The 23,533-nt window shown below is 71.1% G+C and carries 20 protein-coding genes; all 20 read left to right on the plus strand.

What is annotated here, in order from left to right:
• Window positions 1-108: 108 nt before the first annotated feature.
• The 20 genes from mqnC (at window position 109) to nuoN (ending at window position 23,451) form a co-directional block, all read left to right on the plus strand.
• Window positions 109-1,299 (plus strand): cyclic dehypoxanthinyl futalosine synthase, encoded by a 1,191-nt coding sequence (gene mqnC, locus AB0G13_RS12330; protein WP_357872690.1) that lies wholly within the window; start codon window positions 109-111, stop codon window positions 1,297-1,299.
• A 351-nt stretch (window positions 1,300-1,650) separates the two neighbouring features.
• Window positions 1,651-2,856 (plus strand): LPXTG cell wall anchor domain-containing protein, encoded by a 1,206-nt coding sequence (locus tag AB0G13_RS12335; protein WP_357872693.1) that lies wholly within the window; start codon window positions 1,651-1,653, stop codon window positions 2,854-2,856.
• A gap of 218 nt (window positions 2,857-3,074) precedes the next feature.
• Complete coding sequence (locus AB0G13_RS12340; RefSeq protein ID WP_357872695.1) at window positions 3,075-4,340, plus strand: cell wall anchor protein; 1,266 nt, start codon at window positions 3,075-3,077, stop codon at window positions 4,338-4,340.
• 152 nt (window positions 4,341-4,492) lie between these two features.
• Window positions 4,493-5,203 (plus strand): demethylmenaquinone methyltransferase, encoded by a 711-nt coding sequence (locus AB0G13_RS12345; protein ID WP_357872699.1) that lies wholly within the window; start codon window positions 4,493-4,495, stop codon window positions 5,201-5,203.
• Window positions 5,204-5,268: 65 nt separating this feature from the next.
• On the plus strand, window positions 5,269-5,496 hold the full coding sequence (locus AB0G13_RS12350; RefSeq protein ID WP_357872702.1) for a hypothetical protein: 228 nt from the start codon (window positions 5,269-5,271) through the stop codon (window positions 5,494-5,496).
• A 146-nt stretch (window positions 5,497-5,642) separates the two neighbouring features.
• A complete protein-coding gene (locus AB0G13_RS12355; RefSeq protein WP_357872704.1) occupies window positions 5,643-6,920 on the plus strand; it encodes a geranylgeranyl reductase family protein in 1,278 nt (425 codons plus the stop codon).
• A 194-nt stretch (window positions 6,921-7,114) separates the two neighbouring features.
• The gene (locus tag AB0G13_RS12360; protein ID WP_091099323.1) at window positions 7,115-7,480 is read left to right on the plus strand and encodes an NADH-quinone oxidoreductase subunit A; all 366 of its coding nucleotides are present in this window, start codon (window positions 7,115-7,117) and stop codon (window positions 7,478-7,480) included.
• 14 nt (window positions 7,481-7,494) lie between these two features.
• Window positions 7,495-8,172 carry an NADH-quinone oxidoreductase subunit B gene (locus AB0G13_RS12365; protein WP_089002433.1) on the plus strand — a complete coding sequence of 226 codons (678 nt, stop codon included), beginning with the start codon at window positions 7,495-7,497 and terminating at the stop codon, window positions 8,170-8,172.
• Entirely contained in the window at window positions 8,169-8,906 is a 738-nt protein-coding gene (locus tag AB0G13_RS12370; RefSeq protein WP_357872707.1) for an NADH-quinone oxidoreductase subunit C, read from the plus strand. Before AB0G13_RS12365 ends, AB0G13_RS12370 begins: the two co-directional genes overlap by 4 nt.
• Window positions 8,903-10,228 carry an NADH-quinone oxidoreductase subunit D gene (locus tag AB0G13_RS12375; RefSeq protein WP_357872710.1) on the plus strand — a complete coding sequence of 442 codons (1,326 nt, stop codon included), beginning with the start codon at window positions 8,903-8,905 and terminating at the stop codon, window positions 10,226-10,228. The genes AB0G13_RS12370 and AB0G13_RS12375 overlap by 4 nt, the downstream gene beginning before the upstream one ends.
• The gene (gene nuoE / locus AB0G13_RS12380) at window positions 10,225-11,388 is read left to right on the plus strand and encodes an NADH-quinone oxidoreductase subunit NuoE (protein WP_357872713.1); all 1,164 of its coding nucleotides are present in this window, start codon (window positions 10,225-10,227) and stop codon (window positions 11,386-11,388) included. The genes AB0G13_RS12375 and nuoE overlap by 4 nt, the downstream gene beginning before the upstream one ends.
• The gene (nuoF, locus tag AB0G13_RS12385; protein ID WP_121397083.1) at window positions 11,385-12,701 is read left to right on the plus strand and encodes an NADH-quinone oxidoreductase subunit NuoF; all 1,317 of its coding nucleotides are present in this window, start codon (window positions 11,385-11,387) and stop codon (window positions 12,699-12,701) included. The genes nuoE and nuoF overlap by 4 nt, the downstream gene beginning before the upstream one ends.
• Entirely contained in the window at window positions 12,701-15,214 is a 2,514-nt protein-coding gene (locus AB0G13_RS12390; RefSeq protein WP_357872716.1) for an NADH-quinone oxidoreductase subunit G, read from the plus strand. Before nuoF ends, AB0G13_RS12390 begins: the two co-directional genes overlap by 1 nt.
• Window positions 15,211-16,566: an NADH-quinone oxidoreductase subunit NuoH gene (nuoH, locus tag AB0G13_RS12395; protein ID WP_357872719.1), complete on the plus strand. Its 1,356-nt coding sequence runs from the start codon at window positions 15,211-15,213 to the stop codon at window positions 16,564-16,566. The genes AB0G13_RS12390 and nuoH overlap by 4 nt, the downstream gene beginning before the upstream one ends.
• Before the next feature lies 1 nt (window position 16,567).
• The gene (gene nuoI, locus AB0G13_RS12400; protein WP_121397080.1) at window positions 16,568-17,209 is read left to right on the plus strand and encodes an NADH-quinone oxidoreductase subunit NuoI; all 642 of its coding nucleotides are present in this window, start codon (window positions 16,568-16,570) and stop codon (window positions 17,207-17,209) included.
• Window positions 17,206-17,976, plus strand: a complete 771-nt coding sequence (locus AB0G13_RS12405; RefSeq protein WP_357872723.1) for an NADH-quinone oxidoreductase subunit J — start codon at window positions 17,206-17,208, stop codon at window positions 17,974-17,976. The genes nuoI and AB0G13_RS12405 overlap by 4 nt, the downstream gene beginning before the upstream one ends.
• Window positions 17,977-18,031: 55 nt before the next feature.
• Window positions 18,032-18,331: an NADH-quinone oxidoreductase subunit NuoK gene (gene nuoK, locus AB0G13_RS12410; protein WP_089002424.1), complete on the plus strand. Its 300-nt coding sequence runs from the start codon at window positions 18,032-18,034 to the stop codon at window positions 18,329-18,331.
• An 11-nt stretch (window positions 18,332-18,342) separates the two neighbouring features.
• Window positions 18,343-20,301, plus strand: coding sequence for an NADH-quinone oxidoreductase subunit L (gene nuoL, locus AB0G13_RS12415; RefSeq protein ID WP_357872726.1), 1,959 nt, complete (start codon window positions 18,343-18,345; stop codon window positions 20,299-20,301).
• Between the two features lie 64 nt (window positions 20,302-20,365).
• Window positions 20,366-21,901 carry an NADH-quinone oxidoreductase subunit M gene (locus tag AB0G13_RS12420; protein ID WP_357872727.1) on the plus strand — a complete coding sequence of 512 codons (1,536 nt, stop codon included), beginning with the start codon at window positions 20,366-20,368 and terminating at the stop codon, window positions 21,899-21,901.
• Window positions 21,898-23,451, plus strand: a complete 1,554-nt coding sequence (gene nuoN / locus AB0G13_RS12425) for an NADH-quinone oxidoreductase subunit NuoN (protein ID WP_357872730.1) — start codon at window positions 21,898-21,900, stop codon at window positions 23,449-23,451. Before AB0G13_RS12420 ends, nuoN begins: the two co-directional genes overlap by 4 nt.
• The last annotated feature ends 82 nt before the right edge of the window (window positions 23,452-23,533 follow it).

Genomic DNA, 23,533 nt, shown 5'->3' on the forward strand with positions numbered 1-23,533 from the left:
CTCAGCTCGGCGCCCCGACCCGGTGCCCGGCCGCCGGGCGGGGCCTGTGGCGTGGTCGACAGGAGTCCGGCGAGGCCGGCCGGGGAGGGGGCGACGTAGGCTCGGGGGGTGAGTGTGAGCCGGGAGATCGACGACATCCTGCAGCGTGGCGCGGACGGCGGGCGGATCACGCCCGAGGAGGCCCTGCTGCTCTACACCGAGGCGCCGTTCCACGCCCTGGGCGAGGCTGCCGACGCGGTGCGCCGACGGCGCTACCCGGACAACATCGTCACGTACCTGATCGACCGCAACATCAACTACACCAACGTCTGCGTGACGGCGTGCAAGTTCTGCGCGTTCTACCGGGCCCCCAAGCACAAGGAGGGCTGGACCCACCCGACCGAGGAGATCCTGCGCCGCTGCGGCGAGGCGGTCGAGCTGGGCGCCACCCAGGTCATGCTCCAGGGCGGCCACCACCCCGACTACGGCGTGGAGTACTACGAGGAGCTGTTCTCCTCGGTCAAGAAGGCCTACCCGCAGCTGGCGATCCACTCGATCGGCCCCAGCGAGATCCTGCACATGGCCAAGGTCTCCGGCGTCAGCCTGGACGAGGCCATCGCCCGGATCAAGGCGGCCGGGCTGGACTCGATCGCCGGCGCCGGCGCCGAGATGCTGCCCGCCCGGCCGCGTACGGCGATCGCGCCGCTGAAGGAGTCGGGCGAGCGCTGGTTGGAGGTCATGGAGCTGGCGCACCGGCAGGGCGTCGAGTCGACCGCCACCATGATGATGGGGACGGGCGAGACCGCCGCCGAGCGGATCGAGCACCTGCGGATGATCCGCGACGTGCAGGACCGCACGAAGGGCTTCCGGGCGTTCATCCCGTGGACGTACCAGCCGGAGAACAACCACCTCAAGGGCCGGACCCAGGCCACCACCCTGGAGTACCTGCGGCTGGTCGCCGTGGCCCGGCTCTTCTTCGAGACGGTGCCGCACCTGCAGGCGTCCTGGCTGACCACCGGCAAGGACGTCGGGCAGCTCGCCCTGCACATGGGCGTGGACGACCTCGGCTCGATCATGCTGGAGGAGAACGTCATCTCCTCCGCCGGCGCGCGGCACCGCTCCAACCTGCACGAGCTGATCGGCATGATCCGCTCGGCGGACCGGATCCCCGCCCAGCGCGACACCCTCTACAACCGGCTGGCCGTGCACCGGACCCCGGCCGACGATCCGACCGACGAGCGGGTGGTCTCGCACTTCTCCTCGATCGCCATGCCGGGCGGCGGCGCCGGAAAGGCCCTGCCGCTGGTCGACGCCCACTGAGCGGCGCGTCGGCGGCCACCCGCGCGACCCCGACACCCCACCGTCGTCCGACGGTGGGGTGTCGTCGTACGCGGGCCGCTGTGGACGGTGGGCGCACGGAGCGTGACCGTCGGCGGCTTCGCCGGCTGACCGATCGGGTGAATTCCCGTGGGCCGTTGATCTCGATTAGGTTGCCATTCGGGGCCGGTGCCGGGGCGGCGGGGGCAGCAAGACATATCAATCCGGGCATTCCTTAAGCGATTCTTAGCCACGCTGTTCAACGCGCCCGACCTGCGGGGTGGCGAGCGTGATCGCTTACCGCTAACGTCCCCGGCCGTACCTTTCCTTCACCCCAACGGGGGGAACTCTTCCATGATCTTCCGTAACCGTTCGCTGGCGCGTATCGGCGCCGGCGCGCTGCTCGCCTCCGGCGCGTTGACCGCTTTCGGTAGCCCGGCCCACGCCGCAGGCACGGAGACGGATCTCGCGATCGAGGTGGCCGGCACGCGGGTCGCCGCCAACGCGCAGGGCAAGTTCGCCTACGCCAAGGTGACCAACACGGGCAAGAACACCCCGAGCGAACTGGCCGTGCGGGTGGACGTGTCCAAGGTCGACTTCGACAAGGTCGCCGCCGTGCCGGCCGTCGAGGACGGCTGCGACGTGGAGCTCGTCGGGGAGAAGCCGACCGCGTTCATCTGCTACGCGACCGAGAAGGGCCTGCCGGGCCCGGGCGAGACCACCGACCTGCCGATCGTCCTGTTCAAGTTCGAGGCCGAGGGCACCTACAAGGCCCCGCTCTCCTTCAAGCTCATCTCGAAGGACGACACCAACGCGGCGAACAACACCAAGACCGCCACGCTGGACTTCTCGGACGCCAGCGGGCCGGACCTCTCGGTCGTCGCCGAGGACGTCAAGCAGGCCGTGAAGATCGTCGACGGCAACCCGGTCTACTCCGGCGACCTGCACGCGGGCGGCCGTTCGGCGCTGACCTACTTCATCAGCAACCAGGGTGACGAGGCCGCCGCCGGTCTCAAGATCAGCGTCAAGCTGCCCAAGGGCGTGACCCCGACCGAGGTGGAGCAGGGCTGCGAGTACGCGGCCGACAAGTCCACCTTCACCTGCACCTACGCCAACTTCGGGCTGATCCCGCAGGACGAGGACACCAACCCCGAGGACAAGGTGTACTCGGCCTACGGCTTCTACCACCTGTTCGACGTGGCGGCGGGCGTGAAGCCGGGCGCGCTCAAGGGCGGTCTGGTCAGCGTCGAGCCGATCGGGTCCGCGCCCGGCCAGCTGCGGACCAATGCCGTCAACCTGCCGGAGAACGTCACCGGCCTGCAGGCCAAGGACGTGGACGCCACCGACAACTCCGACGGCTACGCGGTGATCGTCGCGGCCAAGGGCGGCACGGGCGGCGGCGGTGACGACGACGGCGGCCTGCCGGTGACCGGCGCGCAGACCACCCTCATCGGCGGCATCGGCGGCGCGGTGCTGGTCGCGGGTGCGGTCATGTTCATGGTGGCGCGGCGGCGCCGGGTCGTCCTGGTGACCCCGGGCGACGAGAAGCCGACGGCCTGACGGTCGTCCTCCATCGACCCGCGAGGGTCGTTCACATAACGCACGGCAGCGGGGGCGGGATGGGTGACCATCCCGCCCCCGCTGTGTGTCTCCTCCGTCCGTCCGGACCGGCCGGACGGAGGAACACGATCTCCCTGCTGGCGCGTCGCATCGACGTTCGATAACGTCCGCCCCGGTTCCGCAACCATCCGTTTCTTCCCTGACCCCACGGGGGACCGATGACCCTGTTCCATCGCTCGGCCCTGGCCCGCGCCGGCGCCGTGGCACTCCTCGCGGCGGGCGGCCTGACCGCCGTCGCGGTTCCCGCCCACGCCGCCGACGGGCCGGACCTCGCCGTGGTCCCGATCAGCACCCAGCTCGCGAAGGGTGTCGACGCGGCCCGGAGCAAGCCGTTCAAGTTCACCGTCACCAATGCCGGCACGACCACGGCGGAGAACGTCTCGTACCGGGTGAACACCCGGGAGCTCAAGGAGAGGCGGGTCGGCTTCGTGGTGCCCGAGGGCTGCCACGTCATCGAGGACTATCTCTACCAGTGCTCCCTCGGCGACCTGCCCGCCGGGACCAGCAAGGACTTCGGCGTCCCGCTGTTCAGCGCGGGCGGCCGGGGCGACGGCGGCGTGCTGGTCGTGACGCTCGTCACCAGCAAGGGTGAGGAGGCCGTCGAGGTGCCGGTCACCGTGACGAAGCCGGGCTACGACCTCACCGCCTGGGTGCAGGACGTCCAGGGCAACGTCGTGGTCAACGGCGCGGTGGCCGACGAGCCGGACCTGAGGCCGGCGCGCCGGGGCGAGACCATCCCGCTGGACTGGGCGGTCTACAACGACGGCAGCCGGCCCGCGACCGGCGTCTTCTACGGCATCACCCTCCCGGCGGGCGTGAGCTTCGTGACGCTGCCGCAGGGCTGCGTCACGCAGGTGTACCTCGGCAAGGAGCAGGCGTTCTGCGAGGACGCCGGAGCGATCGTCCGCCGGGGGCAGTACTACACCGCCGACGTCACGGTGAAGGTCGGCGACGACGTCACCGAGCCGGTGCTGCGGGAGGGCGACCTCTTCGCGTACGGGCTGGACGTCGCCGAGGGCGAGCCGGAGGAGGAGCCGCAGGTGGCCGGCCCGGCACAGCGGAAGGCCTTCTCCGAGGTCGACGCGCTGGACAACCACACGGTCTTCGAGGCCTTCGTCGACCTGTCCGCGCAGCCGAGCCCGACGCCGACGCCGACCGGGGAGCCGACGCCGACGCCGACCGTGGCGCCGACGGTCACCCCGACGGCCACCCCGACGGGCGGGCCCACGGCGGTCCCGACCACGACCCCGGGCACCGGCGGCGGTGGCGGTGCCGGCGGCGGGCTGCCGGTGACCGGCGTGCAGGCCGGCCTGATCGGCGGCATCGGCGTGGCCGTGCTGCTGGCCGGCGGCGCGCTGCTGCTGGTCTCCCGGCGGCGCAGGGTCGTCCTGGTGGCGCCCGGCGACGAGAAGTCGACCGACTGACGCACGGCCGCACAGGGGCGGGGTGGGCGACCATCCCGCCCCTGTGGCGTACCCGGCCCCTGTGGCGGGTCGGGCCACCGCGTCCCTGTGACGTACCCGGCTGCGGTCGACCCACCAGCCGCCGGCGCGGGCGGGGCTGGCAGAGTGGAGGGGTGAGCCGTACCCCGCAGGGCCAGCGCGCCAGCCTGGACAAGCAGCCGCACGAGGTCGCCGCGATGTTCGACGGCGTGGCGGCTCGCTACGACCTGACCAACACCGTTCTCTCCTTCGGGCAGGACCGCCTCTGGCGGCGGGCCACCCGGACCGCGCTCGACCTGCGGCCGGGTGAGCGGGTGCTCGACGTGGGCGCGGGCACCGGCGTCTCCACCGAGGAACTGGCCCAGTCGGGTGCGTACGCGGTGGGCGCGGACCTGTCCCTCGGCATGCTGCGCGTCGGCAAGCGGACCCGCCCCGAGGTGCCGCTGCTGGCGGGGGACGCGTTGAAGCTGCCCTTCGCCGACGCCAGCTTCGACGCGGTGACCATCTCGTTCGCGCTGCGCAACGTGAACGACACCGACGCCGCCCTGCGGGAGCTGGCCCGGGTCACCAGGCCGGGCGGCCGGCTGGTGGTGTGCGAGTTCAGCACCCCGGTGAACCCGGCGTTCCGCACGGTCTACCTGTCGTACCTGATGCGTTCGCTGCCGAGCGTGGCCCGCGCCGTCTCCAGCAACCCCGACGCGTACGTCTACCTGGCCGAGTCGATCCGGGCGTGGCCCGACCAGCCGGCCCTGGCCGCGCGGATCGGCGCGGCGGGCTGGGGCAGGGTGGCCTGGCGCAACCTGACCGGCGGGATCGCGGCGCTGCACCGCGCGGTCCGCGCCTAGGCTGATCTGGCCCCATTCTCGCAAGTATCCCTTTTTGCTCCACTTTGTTCCGTAAGCTCGCCTCCATGACGGGACGACACCAGGCGGTCGGCGCGGAGGCCACCGACGACGCGACCGAACTCATCGCCCAGCTCAAGGAGTTGGCCGGCGCGGATCCCGCCGACGTCCGTCAGGTGGTGGCCGAGGTGCTGGCCGCCCTGGACCGCGCCGCCGGCGGCGCGCTGCGCGAGCACCTGCCGGAGACGATCCGGCACGACGCCGGCCTGGACCCGGCCACCTCCGCCCGGCACTGACGGCCGCCGGCGACCGGCCCCCGACCTCGGCCGACGTGTCTCCGGCAAGTTAGGTACCCCTGATCCGGCGTGGTCATGACGTCGGTCATAGACTCCCACCGTCTGGCTTGTGAAGCATTTCACGAGCATGCGGGAGGAGGCGCGGGATGGCCGCGGTGGAACAGGACGCCGACGTGATCGTCGTGGGCGCCGGTCCCGGTGGGTCGGCTACCGCATACCACCTGGCTCGGCACGGCGTACGGGTGCTGCTGCTCGAGAAGACCGAGTTCCCCCGGGAGAAGGTCTGCGGCGACGGGCTGACCCCGCGCGCGGTGCGGCAGCTGATCCGGATGGGCGTGGACACCTCCCCCGAGGCGGGCTGGCTGCACAACCGGGGCCTGCGGGTCATCGGCGGCGGCGTCCGGCTGGAGCTGGACTGGCCCGACCTCGCGAGCTTCCCCAACTACGGCCTGGTGCGCACCCGGCTCGACTTCGACGACCTGCTCGCCCGGCGCGCCGTCGAGTCGGGCGCCGAGCTGCGCACCGGCGTGAACGTGACCGGCCCGGTGCTGGGCCCGGACGGCCGGGTGACCGGCGTCGAGGCGGAGGTCGGCCCGGGCAAGGAGCCCGCCACCTTCCACGCGCCCCTGGTCGTCGCGGCCGACGGGGTCTCCGGCCGCTTCCCGCTCGCCCTCGGGCTGGCCAAGCGCGAGGACCGGCCGATCGGCGTCGCCGTCCGCCGCTACTACCGCTCGCCGGCCAGGCACGACGACAACTACCTGGAGTCCTGGCTGGAGCTGCGCAGCAAGGACAGCGGCGACAACCTGCTGCCCGGGTACGGCTGGATCTTCGGGCTGGGCGACGGCCGGGTCAACGTCGGCCTCGGCGTGCTCAACTCCTCGTCCGCGTTCGGCAAGACCAACTACCGTCGGCTGCTCACCGACTGGCTGGCCAACACGCCCGCCGACTGGGGCATGACCGACGAGGCGAACGCGGAGGGCCCGATCCTCGGCGCCGCCCTCCCCATGGGCTTCAACCGGGTGCCGCACTACACCCGTGGCGTGATGCTCGTCGGTGACTCCGGTGGCATGGTCAACCCGTTCAACGGCGAGGGCATCGCGTACGCGATGGAGTCCGGCGAGCTGGCCGCGGAGGTCGCCGTGCAGGCGCTCGCGCGCCCCGTCGGCGCGGACCGGGAGCGCGCCCTCGCGGCGTACTCGACGGAGCTGAAGGCCCGCTTCGGCGGCTACTACCGGCTCGGCGGCATCTTCGTAAAGCTCATCGGCCGGCCCGAGATCATGCGGATGGCCACGAAGCACGGCATGCCGCACCCGATGCTGATGCGCTTCGTGCTCAAGCTGCTGGCCAACCTGACCGACCCCCGGGACGGGGACGCGATGGACCGCGTCATCAACGCGATGACGAGAGTGGCGCCGGCCGTGTAGCGCGCGAGAAGTGGGCTTGCGAGCCCCGCGGTCGCCAACGAAGGCAGGCTCGTGTGACGGCCCCGTCCACGGTCGGCGACGACCGCGGGCGCGGACAAGGGAGATCGACCCCCGCCGACAACCGTCGCGGGGGACGTGAATAGTGTGATTTTTGACAAGGACCAGGGGCAGGGAAGGACGAGCAGGAGAAAACGATGTCGCTCTCGCCTTACGCACCGATCATCGGGTTGTTCGCCCTCGCCGCGGGGTTCGCGCTGTTCTCCGTGGGCGCTGCCCGCTTCGCCGGTCCCCGGCGCTACAACAAGGCCAAGCTCGAGGCGTACGAGTGCGGCATCGAGCCCAGCCCGCAGCCGGTCGGCGGCGGCCGGTTCCCGATCAAGTTCTACCTGACGGCGATGCTCTTCATCGTCTTCGACATCGAGATCATCTTCCTCTACCCCTGGGCGGTCTCGTTCGACGCCCTGCCGATCTTCGGCTTCGTGGAGATGGTCCTGTTCATCGTCGCGGTCTTCGTCGCCTACGCCTACGTCTGGCGGCGCGGCGGCCTGGACTGGGACTGAGGGAGGAACCTCAGATGGGTATCGAGGAGAAGCTTCCCGCCGGTGTCCTGCTCACCTCGGTGGAGAAGCTGGTCAACTGGTCGCGGAAGACGTCGGTCTGGGGGGCCACCTTCGGCCTGGCCTGCTGCGCCATCGAGATGATGGCCGCCGGCGGTCCGCACTACGACATGGGCCGCTGGGGCATGGAGGTCTTCCGGGCCTCGCCGCGGCAGGCCGACCTGATGATCGTGGCCGGCCGGGTGAGCCAGAAGATGGCCCCGGTGCTGCGCCAGATCTACGACCAGATGGCGGAGCCCCGCTGGGTCATCTCCATGGGCGTCTGCGCCAGCAGCGGCGGCATGTTCAACAACTACGCCATCGTGCAGGGCGTCGACCACATCGTCCCGGTCGACATGTACCTGCCCGGCTGCCCGCCCCGGCCCGAAATGCTCATCGACGCGGTCCTCAAGCTGCGCGAGAAGATCGGGCACGAGCCGCTCGGCCCGAACGGCCGCAAGATGCTCGAGGCGCGCCAGGCCCGCGGCGACGTCCCGGTCGTCCCCTACGGCTCGATGCCGTCGTCGTACCGCAGCGACAAGGCCCGGCGGGCCGAGTGGACCAAGGCGGTCCGTGAGGGTCGCGAGGAGCAGCTGCGGATCGAGAACTGGATGAAGGCCCAGAACCACCTTCAGCACGGGGGTGTCCAGAAGTGACCGCGCCTCAGGACAGGAAAGACGACGGCGGCGTGCCGGTACCGGTCACGCCGGCCGGCGCCAGCAGCACCGCACCCGCCGAGTACCCCCCGGCCAGCCCGGCCGGCCGGGGCATGTTCGGCAACCAGGGCACCGGGGATGTGTCCGGCTTCGGCGGCCTCGTCCGCCAGCGCCGGACGATCGAAGACGCGCCCCGGCCGTACGGGGGCTACTTCGACGAGGTCCGCGACGCGCTGGAGGAGGCGTACCCGCCCTTCGCCGACGCCGTCGAGAAGGTCGTGGTCGACCGGGGCGAGCTGACCCTGCACATCCGCCCGGAGCGGATCGCCGAGGTCTGCCAGGTGATGCGCGACGACATGGCGCTCCGTTTCGAGCTCTGCTCCTCGGTGTCGGGGGTCGACTACCTCGGCGCCGACGCCCGCCGCCTGCACGTCGTCTACCAGCTCACCTCGATGACCTACCGCCGCACGGTGCGGCTGGAAGCCGCGGTCTCCGCCGAGGACCCGCATCTGCCGAGCGTCACGTCGGTCTACCCGACGGCCGACTGGCAGGAGCGCGAGGCGTACGACATGTTCGGCATCGTCTTCGACGGTCACCCCAACCTGACCCGGATCCTCATGCCGGACGACTGGGAGGGGCACCCGCAGCGCAAGGACTACCCCCTCGGCGGCGTGCCCGTCGAGTACAAGGGCGCTGAGATCCCGCCGCCGGACCGGAGGAGGTCCTACCAGTGACCACGTCGAACTACGCCGCCGAGCGCGACACCACCGAGGGCAGGGTCTTCACCGTCACCGGTGGCGACTGGGACAGCGTCGTCTCGGGGACCGACCCGATCAACGACGAGCGGATCGTCGTCAACATGGGTCCGCAGCACCCGTCGACGCACGGCGTGCTCCGGCTGGTCCTGGAGCTGGAGGGCGAGACGGTCCGCGAGGCCCGCTCGGTCGTCGGCTACCTGCACACCGGCATCGAGAAGAACCTCGAATACCGCAACTGGGTCCAGGGCAGCACCTTCGTGACCCGGATGGACTACCTCTCCCCGATCTTCAACGAGACGGGGTACGCGCTGGCGGTGGAGAAGCTGCTCGGGATCTCCGACCAGATCACCGAGCGGGCGAACACCATCCGGGTCCTGATGATGGAGCTGAACCGGATCTCGTCGCACCTGGTCTGGGTGGCCACCACCGCCATGGAGCTGGGCGCGATCAACATGATGCTCTACGGCTTCCGCGAGCGTGAGTACATCCTGGAGATCTTCGAGATCATCACCGGCCTGCGGATGAACCACGCGTACGTCCGGCCGGGCGGCGTCGCCCAGGACGTGCCGGACGAGGCGATCGTCAAGATCCGCGAGTTCCTGAAGCTGCTGCCGAAGAGGCTCAAGGAGTACGAGAACCTCCTCTCCGGGCAGCCCATCTGGCTCGAGCGGACGAAGAACGTCGCGGTGCTCGACGTGACGGGCTGCGTCGCGCTCGGCGTGACCGGCCCGGTGCTGCGCTCCGCCGGCCTGGCCTGGGACCTGCGCAAGACCATGCCGTACTGCGGCTACGAGACGTACGAGTTCGACGTGCCGACGCACACCGACGGCGACGTGTGGGGCCGCTACGTGGTCCGCCTCGCCGAGATCCGGGAGTCGCTCAAGCTCGTCGAGCAGGCGTTGGACCGGCTCAAGCCGGGCCCGGTGATGGTGGCCGACAAGAAGATCGCCTGGCCGGCGCAGCTCGCCATCGGCGTCGACGGCATGGGTAACTCGCTGGAGCACGTCGCGAAGATCATGGGTCAGTCGATGGAGTCGCTGATCCACCACTTCAAGCTCGTCACCGAGGGTTTCCGGGTGCCGCCGGGTCAGGTCTACGTCGGCATCGAGTCGCCCCGCGGCGAGCTGGGCGTGCACGCCGTCTCCGACGGTGGCACCAGGCCGTACCGGGTGCACTACCGGGAGCCGAGCTTCGTCAACCTCCAGGCCCTCCCGGCGATGGCCGAGGGCGGCCTGATCGCCGACGTGATCGCCGGTGGGGCTTCGCTGGACCCCGTGATGGGTGGTTGTGACCGATGAGTGTTTTCACTGACGAGACCCGCGAGCGGGCACGGGAGATCATCGCCCGCTACCCGGCCGACCGGTCGCGGTCGGCGCTGCTGCCGCTGCTGCACCTCGTGCAGGCCGAGGAGGGCTACGTCTCGCCGGCCGGCGTGGCGTTCTGCGCCGAGGTGCTGGGCCTGAACAAGGCCCAGGTCGGGGCGGTCGCCACCTTCTACACCATGTACAAGCGCCGGCCGACCGGCGACTACCTGGTGAGCGTCTGCACCAACACGATGTGCAACGTGCTCGGTGGCCAGGAGGTCTACGACACCCTCGCCGAGCACCTCGGCGTGGGGCACGACGAGACCACCGCCGATGGGAAGATCACCCTGGAGCACGCCGAGTGCCTGGCGGCGTGCGACTACGGCCCGGTGATGACCGTCAACTACGACTTCTTCGACGGGGTGGACCCGCAGACCGCGCGCGGCGTGGTCGACGAGCTGCGTGCCGGTGGCCGGCCGATGCCGACCCGGGGCGCCCGGCTCTGCACCCTCAAGGAGATGGCGGTGCAGCTCGCCGGCTTCGCCGACGAGCGGGAGGGCGCGGTCGCCGACGGCGGGCCGGGGGAGCCCACCCTGCGGGGGCTGCGGCTGGCGCAGGAGCACGGCATCTCGGTGCCGGGCTTCGACCCGAACACCCCGATCCGGAGCAAGGCCGAGGCCGACAAGGCCGCCGCCGAGGCGAAGGCCAGGAGCGAGGCCGCCGCGAAGCCGGAGCCGGCCAGGGCTGTCCCGGCCGCGAGCGGCAACGGCGCCGGGCCCGCCACGGGTACCACCGGCAACGCGGGCACCGGCGCGCCGGCCCCCGCCGCCGAGGCGGCCGGCAGCACCACCCGGGACGTGAAGGCGCCGGACGACAAGTCGCCCGAGGTGCGGGCCGCCGAGACCCGGCAGCCCGACGCGGCGACCGCCGTGCCGGACGCGCCCGGCACCAAGGTTCCGGTGGACCCCACGCCGCCGGCTCCCCGCGACGCGCAGGAGGCGGAGGCCGCCGGCGCGGCGGCCAACGCGCCGGCCGGCGACGGCAAGCCCGCCGGCGACGAGGCCGGGGCGCAGGAGCGCAACCTCAAGGAAGCCGAGGCGGGCACCGGTGGCGCCGGCTCCGCCGTCGCGAGCGAGACGGGGGTCCAGAAGTGACCACTCCCCGGCCGGAGACCCTGGCCAAGCTGACGCCGGTACTCACCAAGCGCTGGCTGTCGCCGGACGCCTGGCGGATCGGCACCTACGAGAAGCTCGACGGCTACGCGGCCCTGCGCAAGGCGCTCAAGGCGCACCCGGACGACCTGATCCAGCTGATCAAGGACTCCGGCCTGCGCGGTCGCGGCGGCGCAGGCTTCCCGACCGGTCTCAAGTGGGGGTTCATCCCGCAGGGCGACGGCAAGCCGCACTACCTCGTGGTCAACGCCGACGAGGGCGAGCCGGGCACCTGCAAGGACCTCCCGCTGATGACGCACGACCCGCACGCGCTCGTCGAGGGCGTGATCATCGCGTCGTACGCGATCCGGGCCAACCGCGCCTACATCTACATCCGGGGCGAGGCGGTGCACGCCGCGCGCCGGCTGCGCAACGCCGTGCGGGAGGCGACCGCCAAGGGCTACCTCGGCCGGAACATCCTCGGCTCCGGGTTCGACCTGGAGCTGGTGGTGCACTCGGGCGCCGGGGCGTACATCTGCGGCGAGGAGACCGCGCTGCTGGACTCGCTGGAGGGCTTCCGGGGCCAGCCCCGGCTGCGCCCGCCGTTCCCGGCGACCCACGGCCTGTACGCGAGCCCGACGGTGGTCAACAACGTCGGCACCATCGCCAGCGTGCCGTACATCGTGCTGGGCGGCGCCGACTGGTGGAAGACCATGGGCACGGAGAAGTCGTCCGGCCCGATGATCTACTCGCTCTCCGGTCGGATCGCCAACCCCGGCCAGTTCGAGTGCACGATGGGCGTCACCCTGCGGGAGCTGATCGAGCTGGCCGGCGGCATGCAGCCCGGCCACAACCTGAGGTTCTGGACGCCGGGTGGCTCGTCGACGCCGCTGCTCACCGCAGAGCACCTGGACGTGCCGCTGGACTTCGAGGGGGTGGCGGCGGCCGGCTCGATCCTCGGCACCACGGCCACTCAGATCTTCTCCGACCAGGACTGCCCGGTCTACGCGACCTACCGGTGGCTGGAGTTCTACCACCATGAGTCGTGCGGCAAGTGCACCCCGTGCCGCGAGGGCAACTACTGGATGGTCCGGGTCTACCGGCGGATCCTCGCCGGTCAGGGCACCCACGAGGACCTGGACACCCTGCTGGACACCTGCGACAACATCCTCGGCCGCTCGTTCTGCGGTCTGGGTGACGGTGCGACCAGCTCGGTGACCTCGTCGCTGAAGTACTTCAAGCAGGACTACCTCGACTACATCGAGGGACGTACCGCGCCGAAGCTGTCGGACAAGCAGCTGGTGGGAGCCCACTAATGACCGACGTAGCGAAGCAGACCGAGACCGTCACGCTCACCATCGACGGCGTCGAGGTCACCGCCCCCAAGGGGGCGCTCCTGATCCGGGTCGCCGAGCAGTTGGGCACCGAGATCCCCCGGTTCTGCGACCACCCGCTGCTGGCCCCGGCCGGCGCGTGCCGGCAGTGCCTGGTCGAGGTGGAGGGGCAGCGCAAGCCCGTCGCCTCCTGCACCCAGACCGTCGCCGACGGCATGGTGGTGCGTACCCAGCTCACCTCTCCGGTCGCCAAGAAGGCGCAGGAGGGGGTCATGGAGCTGCTGCTGCTCAACCACCCGCTCGACTGCCCGATGTGCGACAAGGGCGGCGAGTGCCCGCTGCAGAACCAGGCGATGTCCACCGGGCGCGCCGACTCGCGGTTCCACGAGCACAAGCGGGAGTACCCGAAGCCGCTGCCGATCAGCACGCAGGTGCTGCTCGACCGCGAGCGCTGCGTGCTCTGCCAGCGCTGCACCCGGTTCTCCGAGGAGATCGCCGGCGACAAGTTCATCGACCTGATGGGCCGGTCGTCCGCCGAGGAGATCAACATCTACCGGGACGAGGACTACGGCGTGGACGCGGGCTGCCCCGGCCACGCCGACGCCGCGGCCGAATCCGGCGACGTGCCCTTCAACTCGTACTTCTCCGGGAACACGGTGCAGATCTGCCCGGTCGGCGCGCTGACCGGCACCCAGTACCGGTTCCGGGCCCGGCCGTTCGACCTGGTCTCCTCCCCGAGCGTCTGCGAGCACTGCTCGGCCGGGTGCGCCCAGCGCACCGACTGGCGGCGGGGCAAGGCGCTGCGCCGGCTGGCCGGCGACGACCCGGCGGTGAACGAGGAGTGGAACTGCGACAAGGGGCGGTGGGGCTTCCAGTACACCCGCGCCTTCGACCGGCTCACCACCCCGCTGGTCCGCGACCCGCAGACCGGCGAGCTGCGTGAGGCGGCGTGGAGCGAGGCGCTGGCCGTCGCCGCCGAGGGGCTGCGCGCGGCGCGGGACGGCGGGCGGGGCACGGCGGTGCTCACCGGCGGTCGGCTGACCGTCGAGGACGCCTACGCGTACGCGAAGTTCGCCCGGGTCGCGCTGAACACCAACGACATCGACTTCCGGGCCCGGCCGGTCTCCCGCGAGGAGACCGACTTCCTGGCCAGCTCGGTGGCCGGGGTCACCGACGTGACCTACGCCGACGTGGAGAAGGCGCCGGCCGTGGTGCTGGTCGGGCTGGAGCCGGAGGAGGAATGCCCGATCCTCTTCCTGCGGCTGCGCAAGGCGTACCTGAAGAAGAAGCTGACGGTGTACGCGATCGCGCCGTTCGCCACCCGCGGCCTGGAGAAGCTCGGGGCCAAGCTGGCCCGGGTGGTGCCGGGCGAGGAGGCGACCGTGCTCGCCGAGCACGCGACGGTCGCCGAGGCGCTCAGCGCCGAGGGCGCGATCCTGATCGTCGGCGAGCGGCTGGCCAGCGTGCCGGGCGGTCTCTCCGCGGCGGCCGACGTGGCCCGGCGTACTGGCGCGAAGCTGGCCTGGGTGCCGCGGCGCGCGGGTGACCGCGGCGCGGTCGACGCGGGCTGCCTGCCCAACCTGCTGCCCGGCGGCCGCGTGGTCAACGAGCCGGCCGCCCGGGCCGAGCTGGGCGAGGCGTGGGACATCCCGGCCGGGGTGATCCCGAGCCAGGCCGGCCGGGACACCGACGGCATCCTCGCCGCCGCCGCCGGCGGCCAGCTCGGCGCGCTGGTGGTGGCCGGGGTCGACCCGGCCGACCTGGCCGACCCGCGGCTGGCCGAGGCGGCCCTGGACGAGGTGCCGTTCCTGGTCAGCCTGGAGCTGCGGATGAGCGCGGTGGCCCGCCGGGCCGACGTGGTCTTCCCCGTCGCCCCGGTGGCCGAGAAGGCCGGCAGCTTCCTGGACTGGGAGGGCCGGCTGCGCCCCTTCGATGCGGTGCTGCGCACCGCCGCGATGACCGACGGCCGCGTGCTGGACGCGCTCGCCGCGCAGCTCGACGTGCAGCTCGGCACCGGTGACGTGATCAGCGTCCGCCGCGAGCTGGGTGCGCTGCCGCGGACCCGCACCGAGCGCCCCGCCGCCCCGTCGGTGGAGCCGGTCGCGGTGCGCGAGCCGGGTGCCGGTGAGGCGGTGCTCGCCACCTGGCACCAGCTGATCGACCTGGGCAGCCTCACCGACGGCGACGAGCACCTCGCCGGCACCGCCCGCCCGCCGGTGGTCCGGCTGGGCAAGGGCACCGCCGAGGCGCTCGGCGTGGCCGACGGCGACCCGGTGACGGTGGGCACCGACCGGGGGGCGCTGACCCTGCCGGCGGCGATCACCGAGATGCCGGACGGCGTCGTCTGGCTGCCGACCAACTCGCCCGGCGCGACCGTGCGACGCAGCCTCGGCGCGACGTCCGGAGCGGTCGTGCGGATCTCCGCCGCCGCGGTCGCCGCCGACGCGGCCGACCGCCCGGGCCCGCTCCTCAACGCAGGGGGTGTACACCAGTGAACGCGGTCTACCTGGCCCAGGACCCGACGCTGGCCGACTTCGGCCGGGACCCGTGGTGGCTGGTCCTCATCAAGATCGTCTTTGCCTTCGCCTTCGGCCTGGTCGCCACGCTGCTCGGCGTCTGGTTCGAGCGGCGGGTCGTGGGCCGCATGGCGGTGCGGCCCGGCCCCAACCAGGCCGGCCCGTTCGGTCTGCTGCAGACCCTCGCCGACGGTCTGAAGATGGCCTTCAAGGAGGACATCCTGCCGAAGGGGGCCGACAAGGTCGTCTTCTTCTTCGCCCCGACCATCTCGGTGATCTGCGCGGTCACCTCGCTGTCGGTGGTGCCGTTCGGCCCGATGGTGAGCATCTTCGGCCACTGGACGCCGTTGCAGGTCACCGACGTGCCGGTGGCGGTGCTGGTGCTGCTGGCCTGCTCGTCGATGGGCATCTACGGCATCGTGCTCGGCGGGTGGGCCTCCGGCTCGACCTACCCGCTGCTCGGCGGCCTGCGCTCCACCGCCCAGATGATCTCGTACGAGGTCGCCATGGGCCTGAGCATCGTGGCGGTCTTCATGACCGCCGGCACGATGTCGACCAGCGGGATCGTCGCCGCCCAGGGCGAGGGCACCCGGCTGAGCATCGCGGGCCTCGAGATCCCGGCCCCCGGCTGGTACGCGATTCTGCTGCTGCCGAGCTTCATCATCTTCTTCATCTCCACCGTCGGTGAGACCAACCGCGCGCCGTTCGACCTGCCCGAGGCGGAGTCCGAGCTGGTCGCGGGCTACATGACCGAGTACAGCTCGCTGAAGTTCGCGCTCTACATGCTCAGCGAGTACGTCGCGATGGTCACCATGTCCGCGGTCACCACGACGCTCTTCCTGGGCGGCTGGCGCGCCCCGGCGCCGATCACCACCATCTGGGCCGGCGCCAACTCCGGCTGGTGGCCGATGCTGTGGTTCTTCGCCAAGGTCGTCATGCTGGTCTTCGTCTTCGTCTGGCTGCGGGGCACGCTGCCCCGGCTGCGCTACGACCAGTTCATGCGCTTCGGCTGGAAGGTCCTGCTCCCGATCAACCTGGTCTGGATCCTGGTCCTGGCCGGCCTGCGCTCGATCGAGGACTGGGACTCGCGCAGCAAGCTGATCGCCGTCGGCATCCCCGCCGGCATCCTGCTGCTCGCCACGCTGCTCTGGCCCAGCCGGAAGCCGCAGCCGAAGCCGACGGTCCAGGAGCAGGTCAACGACCGGCCGCACGGCAGCTTCCCGCTGCCCCCGATGGACCTGCAGGTACCACCGAGCCCGCGCACGAGGCGCGTGGTCGCCGAGCGGGAGCCGGCCAACATCGCCGCCGGCCCGGACTCCAGGGAGGTGTGACGTGGGCGCGATCACCGGAACGTTCAAGGGATTCGGTGTCACCTTCTCGCACATGTTCAAGAAGGTCGTCACCACCGACTACCCGTTCAAGCCGCCGGTGTCGGCGCCGCGCTACCACGGGCGGCACATCCTCAACCGGCACCCGGACGGGCTGGAGAAGTGCATCGGCTGCGAGCTGTGCGCCTGGGCCTGCCCGGCGGACGCGATCTACGTCGAGGGCGGCGACAACACCGACGAGCAGCGCTTCTCGCCGGGTGAGCGGTACGCCAGCATCTACCAGATCAACTACGCCCGCTGCATCTTCTGCGGGCTCTGCATCGAGGCCTGCCCGACCCGCTCGCTCACCATGAGCAACGAGTACGAGCTGGCCCGGGACAGCCGGCAGGACCTGATCTTCACGAAGGAGCAGCTGCTCGCGCCGCTGCTGCCGGGCATGGAGCAGCCGCCGCACCCGATGCGGTTGGGCGACAGCGAGAAGGACTACTACGTCGGCGCGCTGACCAACCCGGGCACCTCGGCCGGCGCGGAGCACTCGGCCAACAACCCGGGCCGGTACCAGGTGGAGGAGCACCCCGGTGTGACCTTCCCCGGCGCCGAGCAGCACGCCCAGCGGGCGGCGGCCGCCAAGGGAGACGGAGCATGATCACGCAGACGGTGCTCGCCGCGGCGGGCGGGGTCTCCGGCGGGGAGCAGGTGACCTTCTGGATCCTGGCCCCGCTGGCGCTGATCGGCGCGATCGGGATGGTCGCGGCGCGCAACGCCGTGCACTCGGCCCTCTGGCTGGTGCTCACGATGCTCTGCCTGGGCGTCTTCTACGTGCTCCAGGCGGGGCCGTTCATCGGCATGGTGCAGATCATCGTCTACACCGGCGCGATCATGATGCTCTTCCTCTTCGTGCTGATGCTGGTCGGCCGCGACGCCTCGGACTCGTTGATCGAGACGCTGCGCGGCCAGCGGGTCGCGGCGGCGGTGCTCGGGCTCGGCTTCGCCGGCCTGGTCGGCGGCGGGCTGTGGCGCGCGCTGGACGGCACCACGGCAGTCGGCCTGGAGCAGGCCAACGCCGAGGGCAACGTGCAGGGCATCGCCCGGCTGCTCTTCACCAAGTACGTCTTCGCCTTCGAGCTCACCTCGGCGCTGCTCATCACGGCCGCGGTCGGTGCGATGGTGCTGGCCCACGTCGAGCGGCGCAAGCAGGACAAGATGGACCAGCCGAAGACGATGCGGGCGCGCTTCGCCCCGGGCAACTACCCGGGCCCGAAGCCCGGCCCGGGTGTCTTCGCGACCTCCTCCTCGGTGGCCACCCCGGCCCGTCTGCCCGACGGCCGGCTGACCGAGCGGAGCACCTCGGACATCCTGCCGGTGCGCGAGCTCACCGACCGGGAGACCACGCTGAAGGGGACGGACAAGTGAGCGCGAGGAGTGAGCTTGCGAGCCCCGCAGTCGCGAACGAAAGGTTGGCGCAGCGATGACGCCGGACTACTACCTGGTGCTGGCCGCGGTGCTCTTCACCATCGGCGCGGTCGGTGTGCTCATCCGGCGCAACGCGATCGTGCTGTTCATGTGCGTCGAGCTGATGCTCAACGCGGCCAACCTGACCCTGGTCACCTTCAGCCGGATCAACGGTGACCTCAACGGCCAGATCATGGCGTTCTTCGTGATGGTGGTGGCGGCGGCCGAGGTCGTGGTCGGGCTCGCGATCATCATGGCGATCTTCCGGACCCGGCGCTCCGCGAGCGTCGACGACGCCAACCTGCTGAAGTACTGAGGGGTCCTGCGGTGGGAACGATTCTGACGAACGCCCCGGCTGAGCCGGTGGGCACCGTCGCCTACGCGACGGCGGACGGGCTGCTGGGCAGCGTCTGGCTGCTGGTGGCGATCCCGCTGGTCAGCGCGGCGGTCCTGCTGCTGCTCGGCCGGCGCGCGGACCGCTGGGGGCACTGGCTCGGGGTGGCCGCCATCGGCGCCGCCTTCGTGCTGGGCCTGACCTACTTCTTCCAGCTGCGTGGCCTGGAGAACAAGTCGGTCGAGCTGAGCCTGTGGGACTTCATCACGGTCGGCGACCTGCGGGTGGACTTCGGTCTGCTCTTCGACCCGCTGGCCGCCGTCTTCGTGCTGCTGATCACCGGGGTGGGCTTCCTGATCCACCTCTACGCGGTCGAGTACATGGCGCACGACGCGGGACGTCGGCGGTTCTTCGCCTACTTCAACCTGTTCGTCGCCGCCATGCTGCTGCTGGTGCTCGGCAACAACTACGTGATGCTCTACTTCGGCTGGGAGGGCGTCGGTGTGGCGTCGTACCTGCTGATCTCCTTCTGGTACGAGCGGCCCAGCGCCGCCACCGCCGGCAAGAAGGCGTTCCTGATGAACCGGGTCGGCGACGCCGGCCTGGCGATCGGCATCTTCATCATGTTCGCCACCCTCGGCACCACCCAGTACGACGAGGTCTTCAACGGCGTCGGCTCGCTGACCGCGACCACGGTGCTGGTGCTCGGCCTGCTGCTGCTGCTCGGCGCGACCGGCAAGTCCGGCCAGTTCCCGCTCCAGGCGTGGCTGCCGGACGCGATGGAGGGCCCGACCCCCGTGTCGGCGCTCATCCACGCCGCCACCATGGTCACCGCCGGCGTCTACCTGATCGCCCGGTCGAACCCGATCTTCTCGGCCAACTCCACCCTCCAGCTCGTGGTGGTGAGCGTCGGCGCGCTGACGCTGCTGATCGGCTGCATCATCGGCTCGGCCAAGGACGACATCAAGCGGGTGCTGGCCTGGTCGACGGTCAGCCAGATCGGCTACATGTTCCTCGGCGTGGGCCTCGGCGGCGCGGCGTACGCGCTGGCGATCGTGCACCTGCTGGCGCACGGCTTCTTCAAGGCCAACATGTTCCTCGGCGCCGGCTCGGTCATGCACGGCATGAAGGACCAGGTCGACATCCGCCGCTTCGGCGGGCTGTCGAAGTACATGAAGGTCACCTGGATCACCTTCATGATGGGCTGGCTCGCCATCATCGGCATGTTCCCGTTCTCCGGCTTCTTCTCCAAGGAGCCGATCATCGTGGCCGCGTTCGAGCGGGACGACTGGACGGCCTGGCTCTTCGGCATGGCCGCGCTGCTCGGCGCCGGGCTCACCGCGTTCTACATGACCCGGCTCTTCGTGCTCACCTTCCACGGGCCGAAGCGCTGGACGGAGGACATCGAGCACCCGCACGAGTCGCCGAAGCTGATGACCATCCCGCTGATCCTGCTCGGCGCGGGTTCGGTCGGTGCCGGTTTCCTGCTCGCCACCTCGGTGCCGGACTGGCTGGAGGCCACCGCCGGGCTGGGCGCCCAGGAGGAGGGGCACCACGCGGTGCTCTCGCACACCGTGATCACCGTGCTCTCGCTGCTGGTCACCGTCCTCGGCGCGGGCCTGGCCTGGTTCCTGTTCCGGGGCGGCACGGCCACCGCGCCGCAGCCGGCCGGGGTGCTGGTCACCGCCGCCCGCCGCAACCTCTACACCGACGCGTTCAACGAGGCGGTCTTCGAGAAGCCGGGCATCTTCCTCACCCGGGCACTGGTCTACCTGGACAACCGGGGCGTCGACGGGCTGGTCAACGGCCTCGCGGCAGGGATCGGTGGCGGCTCGGGCCGGCTCCGGCGGCTCCAGACGGGCTTCGTCCGGTCGTACGCCACCTCGATCCTGACCGGCGCGCTGCTGGTCCTGGCGGCGTTCCTGGCCGTCGAGGCGGGGTGGCTGGCGTGATCGACCTCTTCCAGGCGGCCGTCACCGGCGGACCGCGCAGTGACGACGGAGGTAAGGCCGCATAATGTCCGACTTCCCGTTCCTCTCGGTGCTCACCGTGGCACCGCTGGTCGGCGCCCTGGTGGTGGCCTTCCTGCCGCGCAGCCGGCCGGAGCTGGCCAAGCAGGTGGCGCTCGGCTGGTCGCTGCTGGTGCTGGCGCTGTCGGTGGTCATGTGGGTGACCTTCAAGGTCGGCGGTGACCGCTTCCAGTTCCGCGAGTCCTACGCGTGGATCCCGAACTGGGGCGTCAACTTCACCTTCGCCGCCGACGGCATCGCGCTGGTGATGCTGATGCTGATCGCGGTGCTCGTGCCGCTGGTGATCCTGGCGTCCTGGCACGACGCCGAGTCGTCCAAGCGGTCGGTGCCGGTCTACTTCGCCCTGCTGCTCGTCCTCGAGTGCACGATGATCGGCGTCTTCGCCGCCGCCGACGTCTTCCTGTTCTACGTGTTCTTCGAGGTCATGCTGGTGCCGATGTACTTCCTCATCGGCAGCTACGGCGGCCACCAGCGGCAGTACGCGGCGGTGAAGTTCTTCCTCTACTCGCTGGTCGGCGGTCTGTTCATGCTCGCCGCGGTGATCGGCCTCTGGGTCGTCGGCGGGAAGACCTTCGACTGGCAGGCGCTGTCGCAGGTGGACATCTCCACCGGCACGGAGCGCTGGCTGTTCCTCGGCTTCTTCCTCGCGTTCGCGATCAAGGCGCCGTTCTTCCCGTTCCACACCTGGCTGCCGGACGCCGGTGGCGCGGCCCCGGCGGGCGCGGCGGCCCTGCTCGTCGGCGTGCTCGACAAGGTCGGCACCTTCGGCATCCTGCGCTACTGCCTGCCGCTGTTCCCGGACGCGGCCAAGTGGTTCGCCCCGTGGGCGCTGGCCCTGGGGCTGATCGGCATCATCTACGCCGCGCTGCTGGCGGTCGGCCAGAACGACCTGAAGCGGCTGGTGTCGTACACCTCGATCGCGCACTTCGGCTTCATCGGGGTGGGCATCTTCGCCTTCACCACCCAGGCCGGCACCGGCGCGGTGCTCTACATGGTCAACCACGGCCTCGCCACCGGCCTGCTCTTCCTGGTGGTGGGCATGCTCATCGCCCGGCGCGGCTCGGCGCTGATCAGCGACTTCGGTGGCGCCGGCAAGCTGGTGCCGATCCTGGCCGGGGTGCTCTTCTTCGCCGGCCTGGCCTCGCTCGCACTGCCCGGCACCGCGCCGTTCGTCTCCGAGTTCCTGGTGCTGATCGGCACGTTCACGGTCAACAAGCCGGTCGCGGTGATCGCGACGCTCGGCATCATCCTGGCCGCCGCGTACGTGCTGTGGATGGTGCAGCGCACCACCCAGGGCACGCTCAACCCGGCGCTGACCCAGATCGACGGCATGCGGCGTGACCTGAACCTGCGCGAGAAGTTCGTGGTCGCCCCGCTGATCGCCCTGATCCTGTTGCTCGGCTTCTACCCGAAGCCGGTCACCGACGTGATCAACCCGGCCGTGCAGGCGACCATGCAGGACGTCGGCCGAACCGACCCCGCCCCGACCTCGGGCGGCACCGTCCAGGAGGCGGCAAAGTGACCGAGCTGAAACTGCCGTCGATCGACTACGCGGCGCTCGCTCCGACCCTGATCATGCTGGGCGCCGCGCTGCTGGGCGTGCTGGTCGAGGCGTTCGTGCCCCGCCGGCTCCGGCACGTGGTCCAGCTGTCGATGGCCCTGCTGGCGGTGCTCGCCGCGCTGACCATGGTGGTGCTGGCGGCCGACGAGCGGAAGATCACTATCGGCGGGGCGATCGCGGTGGACGGGCCGACGCTCTTCCTCCAGGGCGCGATCCTGGTCCTCGCCGCGATGGCGCTGCTGCTCATCGGCGAGCGCTCGGTGGAGCGGGGCGGGGCGTTCGTCGCCCAGGCCGCGGTCACCGCCGAGTCGGCCGACGACCGGCGGCAGGCCGAGGGCAAGAACGGCCTCACCGAGGTCTACCCGCTGACCACGTTCGCGATCGGCGGCATGCTGATCTTCGTGGCGGCGAACGACCTGCTGACCATGTTCATCGCGCTCGAGGTCTTCTCGCTGCCGCTGTACCTGCTCTGCGCGCTGGCCCGCCGCCGGCGGCTGCTGAGCCAGGAGGCCGCGCTGAAGTACTTCATGCTCGGCGCGTACGCCTCGGCGTTCTTCCTGTTCGGCGTGGCCCTGATCTACGGCTTCACGGCGGGCATCCCGGGCCGGCAGGCGGGTGTCGACTTCGCCACCATCGACGCCGCCGTCGCGGACTCCCCGGCCAGCCCCGTGCTGCTCTTCGCCGGCATGGCGCTGCTCGCCATCGGGCTGCTCTTCAAGGCGGCGGCCGCCCCCTTCCACGTCTGGACGCCGGACGTCTACCAGGGCGCGCCGACCCCGGTCACCGGTCTCATGGCCGCCTGCACCAAGGTCGCCGCGTTCGGCGCCCTGCTGCGGGTGTTCCACGTCGCCTTCGACGGGGCCCGGTGGGACTTCACCCCGGTCCTCGGTGTGGTGGCGGTGCTGACGATGCTGGTCGGCGCGGTGCTGGCGGTCACCCAGACCGACATCAAGCGGCTGCTGGCGTACTCCTCGATCGCCAACGCCGGTTACCTGCTGGTCGGCGTGCTGGCCCCGGGGGCCGACGGCATCTCCGGGACGATGTTCTACCTGGTCGCGTACGGCTTCTCGGTGCTCGCCGCGTTCGCCGTGGTGACCCTGGTGCGCGACGCCGACGGGGAGGCCACCCACCTGTCCCGCTGGGCCGGGCTGGGACGGCGCTCGCCGTTCTACGCCGGTGTCTTCACCTTCATCCTGCTGGCCTTCGCCGGCATCCCGCTGACCAGCGGCTTCACGAGCAAGTTCGCGGTCTTCGGCCCGGCGCTCGACGGCGGGCAGGCGTGGCTGGTGATCGCCGGCGTGCTGACCAGCATGGTGCTGGCCTTCCCGTACCTGCGGGTCGTGGTGATGATGTGGCTCTCCGAGCCCGGCGAGTCGACGCCGACCGTCGCCGTGCCCGGCGGGCTGACCTCGGCCGCGCTGATGATCGGCGTGCTCGCCACGCTGGTGCTCGGTGTGGCGCCCGCGCCGCTGCTCGACCTGGCCACCGGCGCCGCCGAATTTGTCAGATGACCGACGCTGACGCCCGCGGGGGCCGGTACGCCACGGCGTGCCGGCCCCCGCGCCGTATCCCCCGTCCCGGGCAGGTCGGAGG

The organism is Micromonospora sp. NPDC023633 (assembly GCF_040640035.1).
In the GTDB taxonomy this organism is placed as follows: Bacteria; Actinomycetota; Actinomycetes; order Mycobacteriales; family Micromonosporaceae; genus Micromonospora.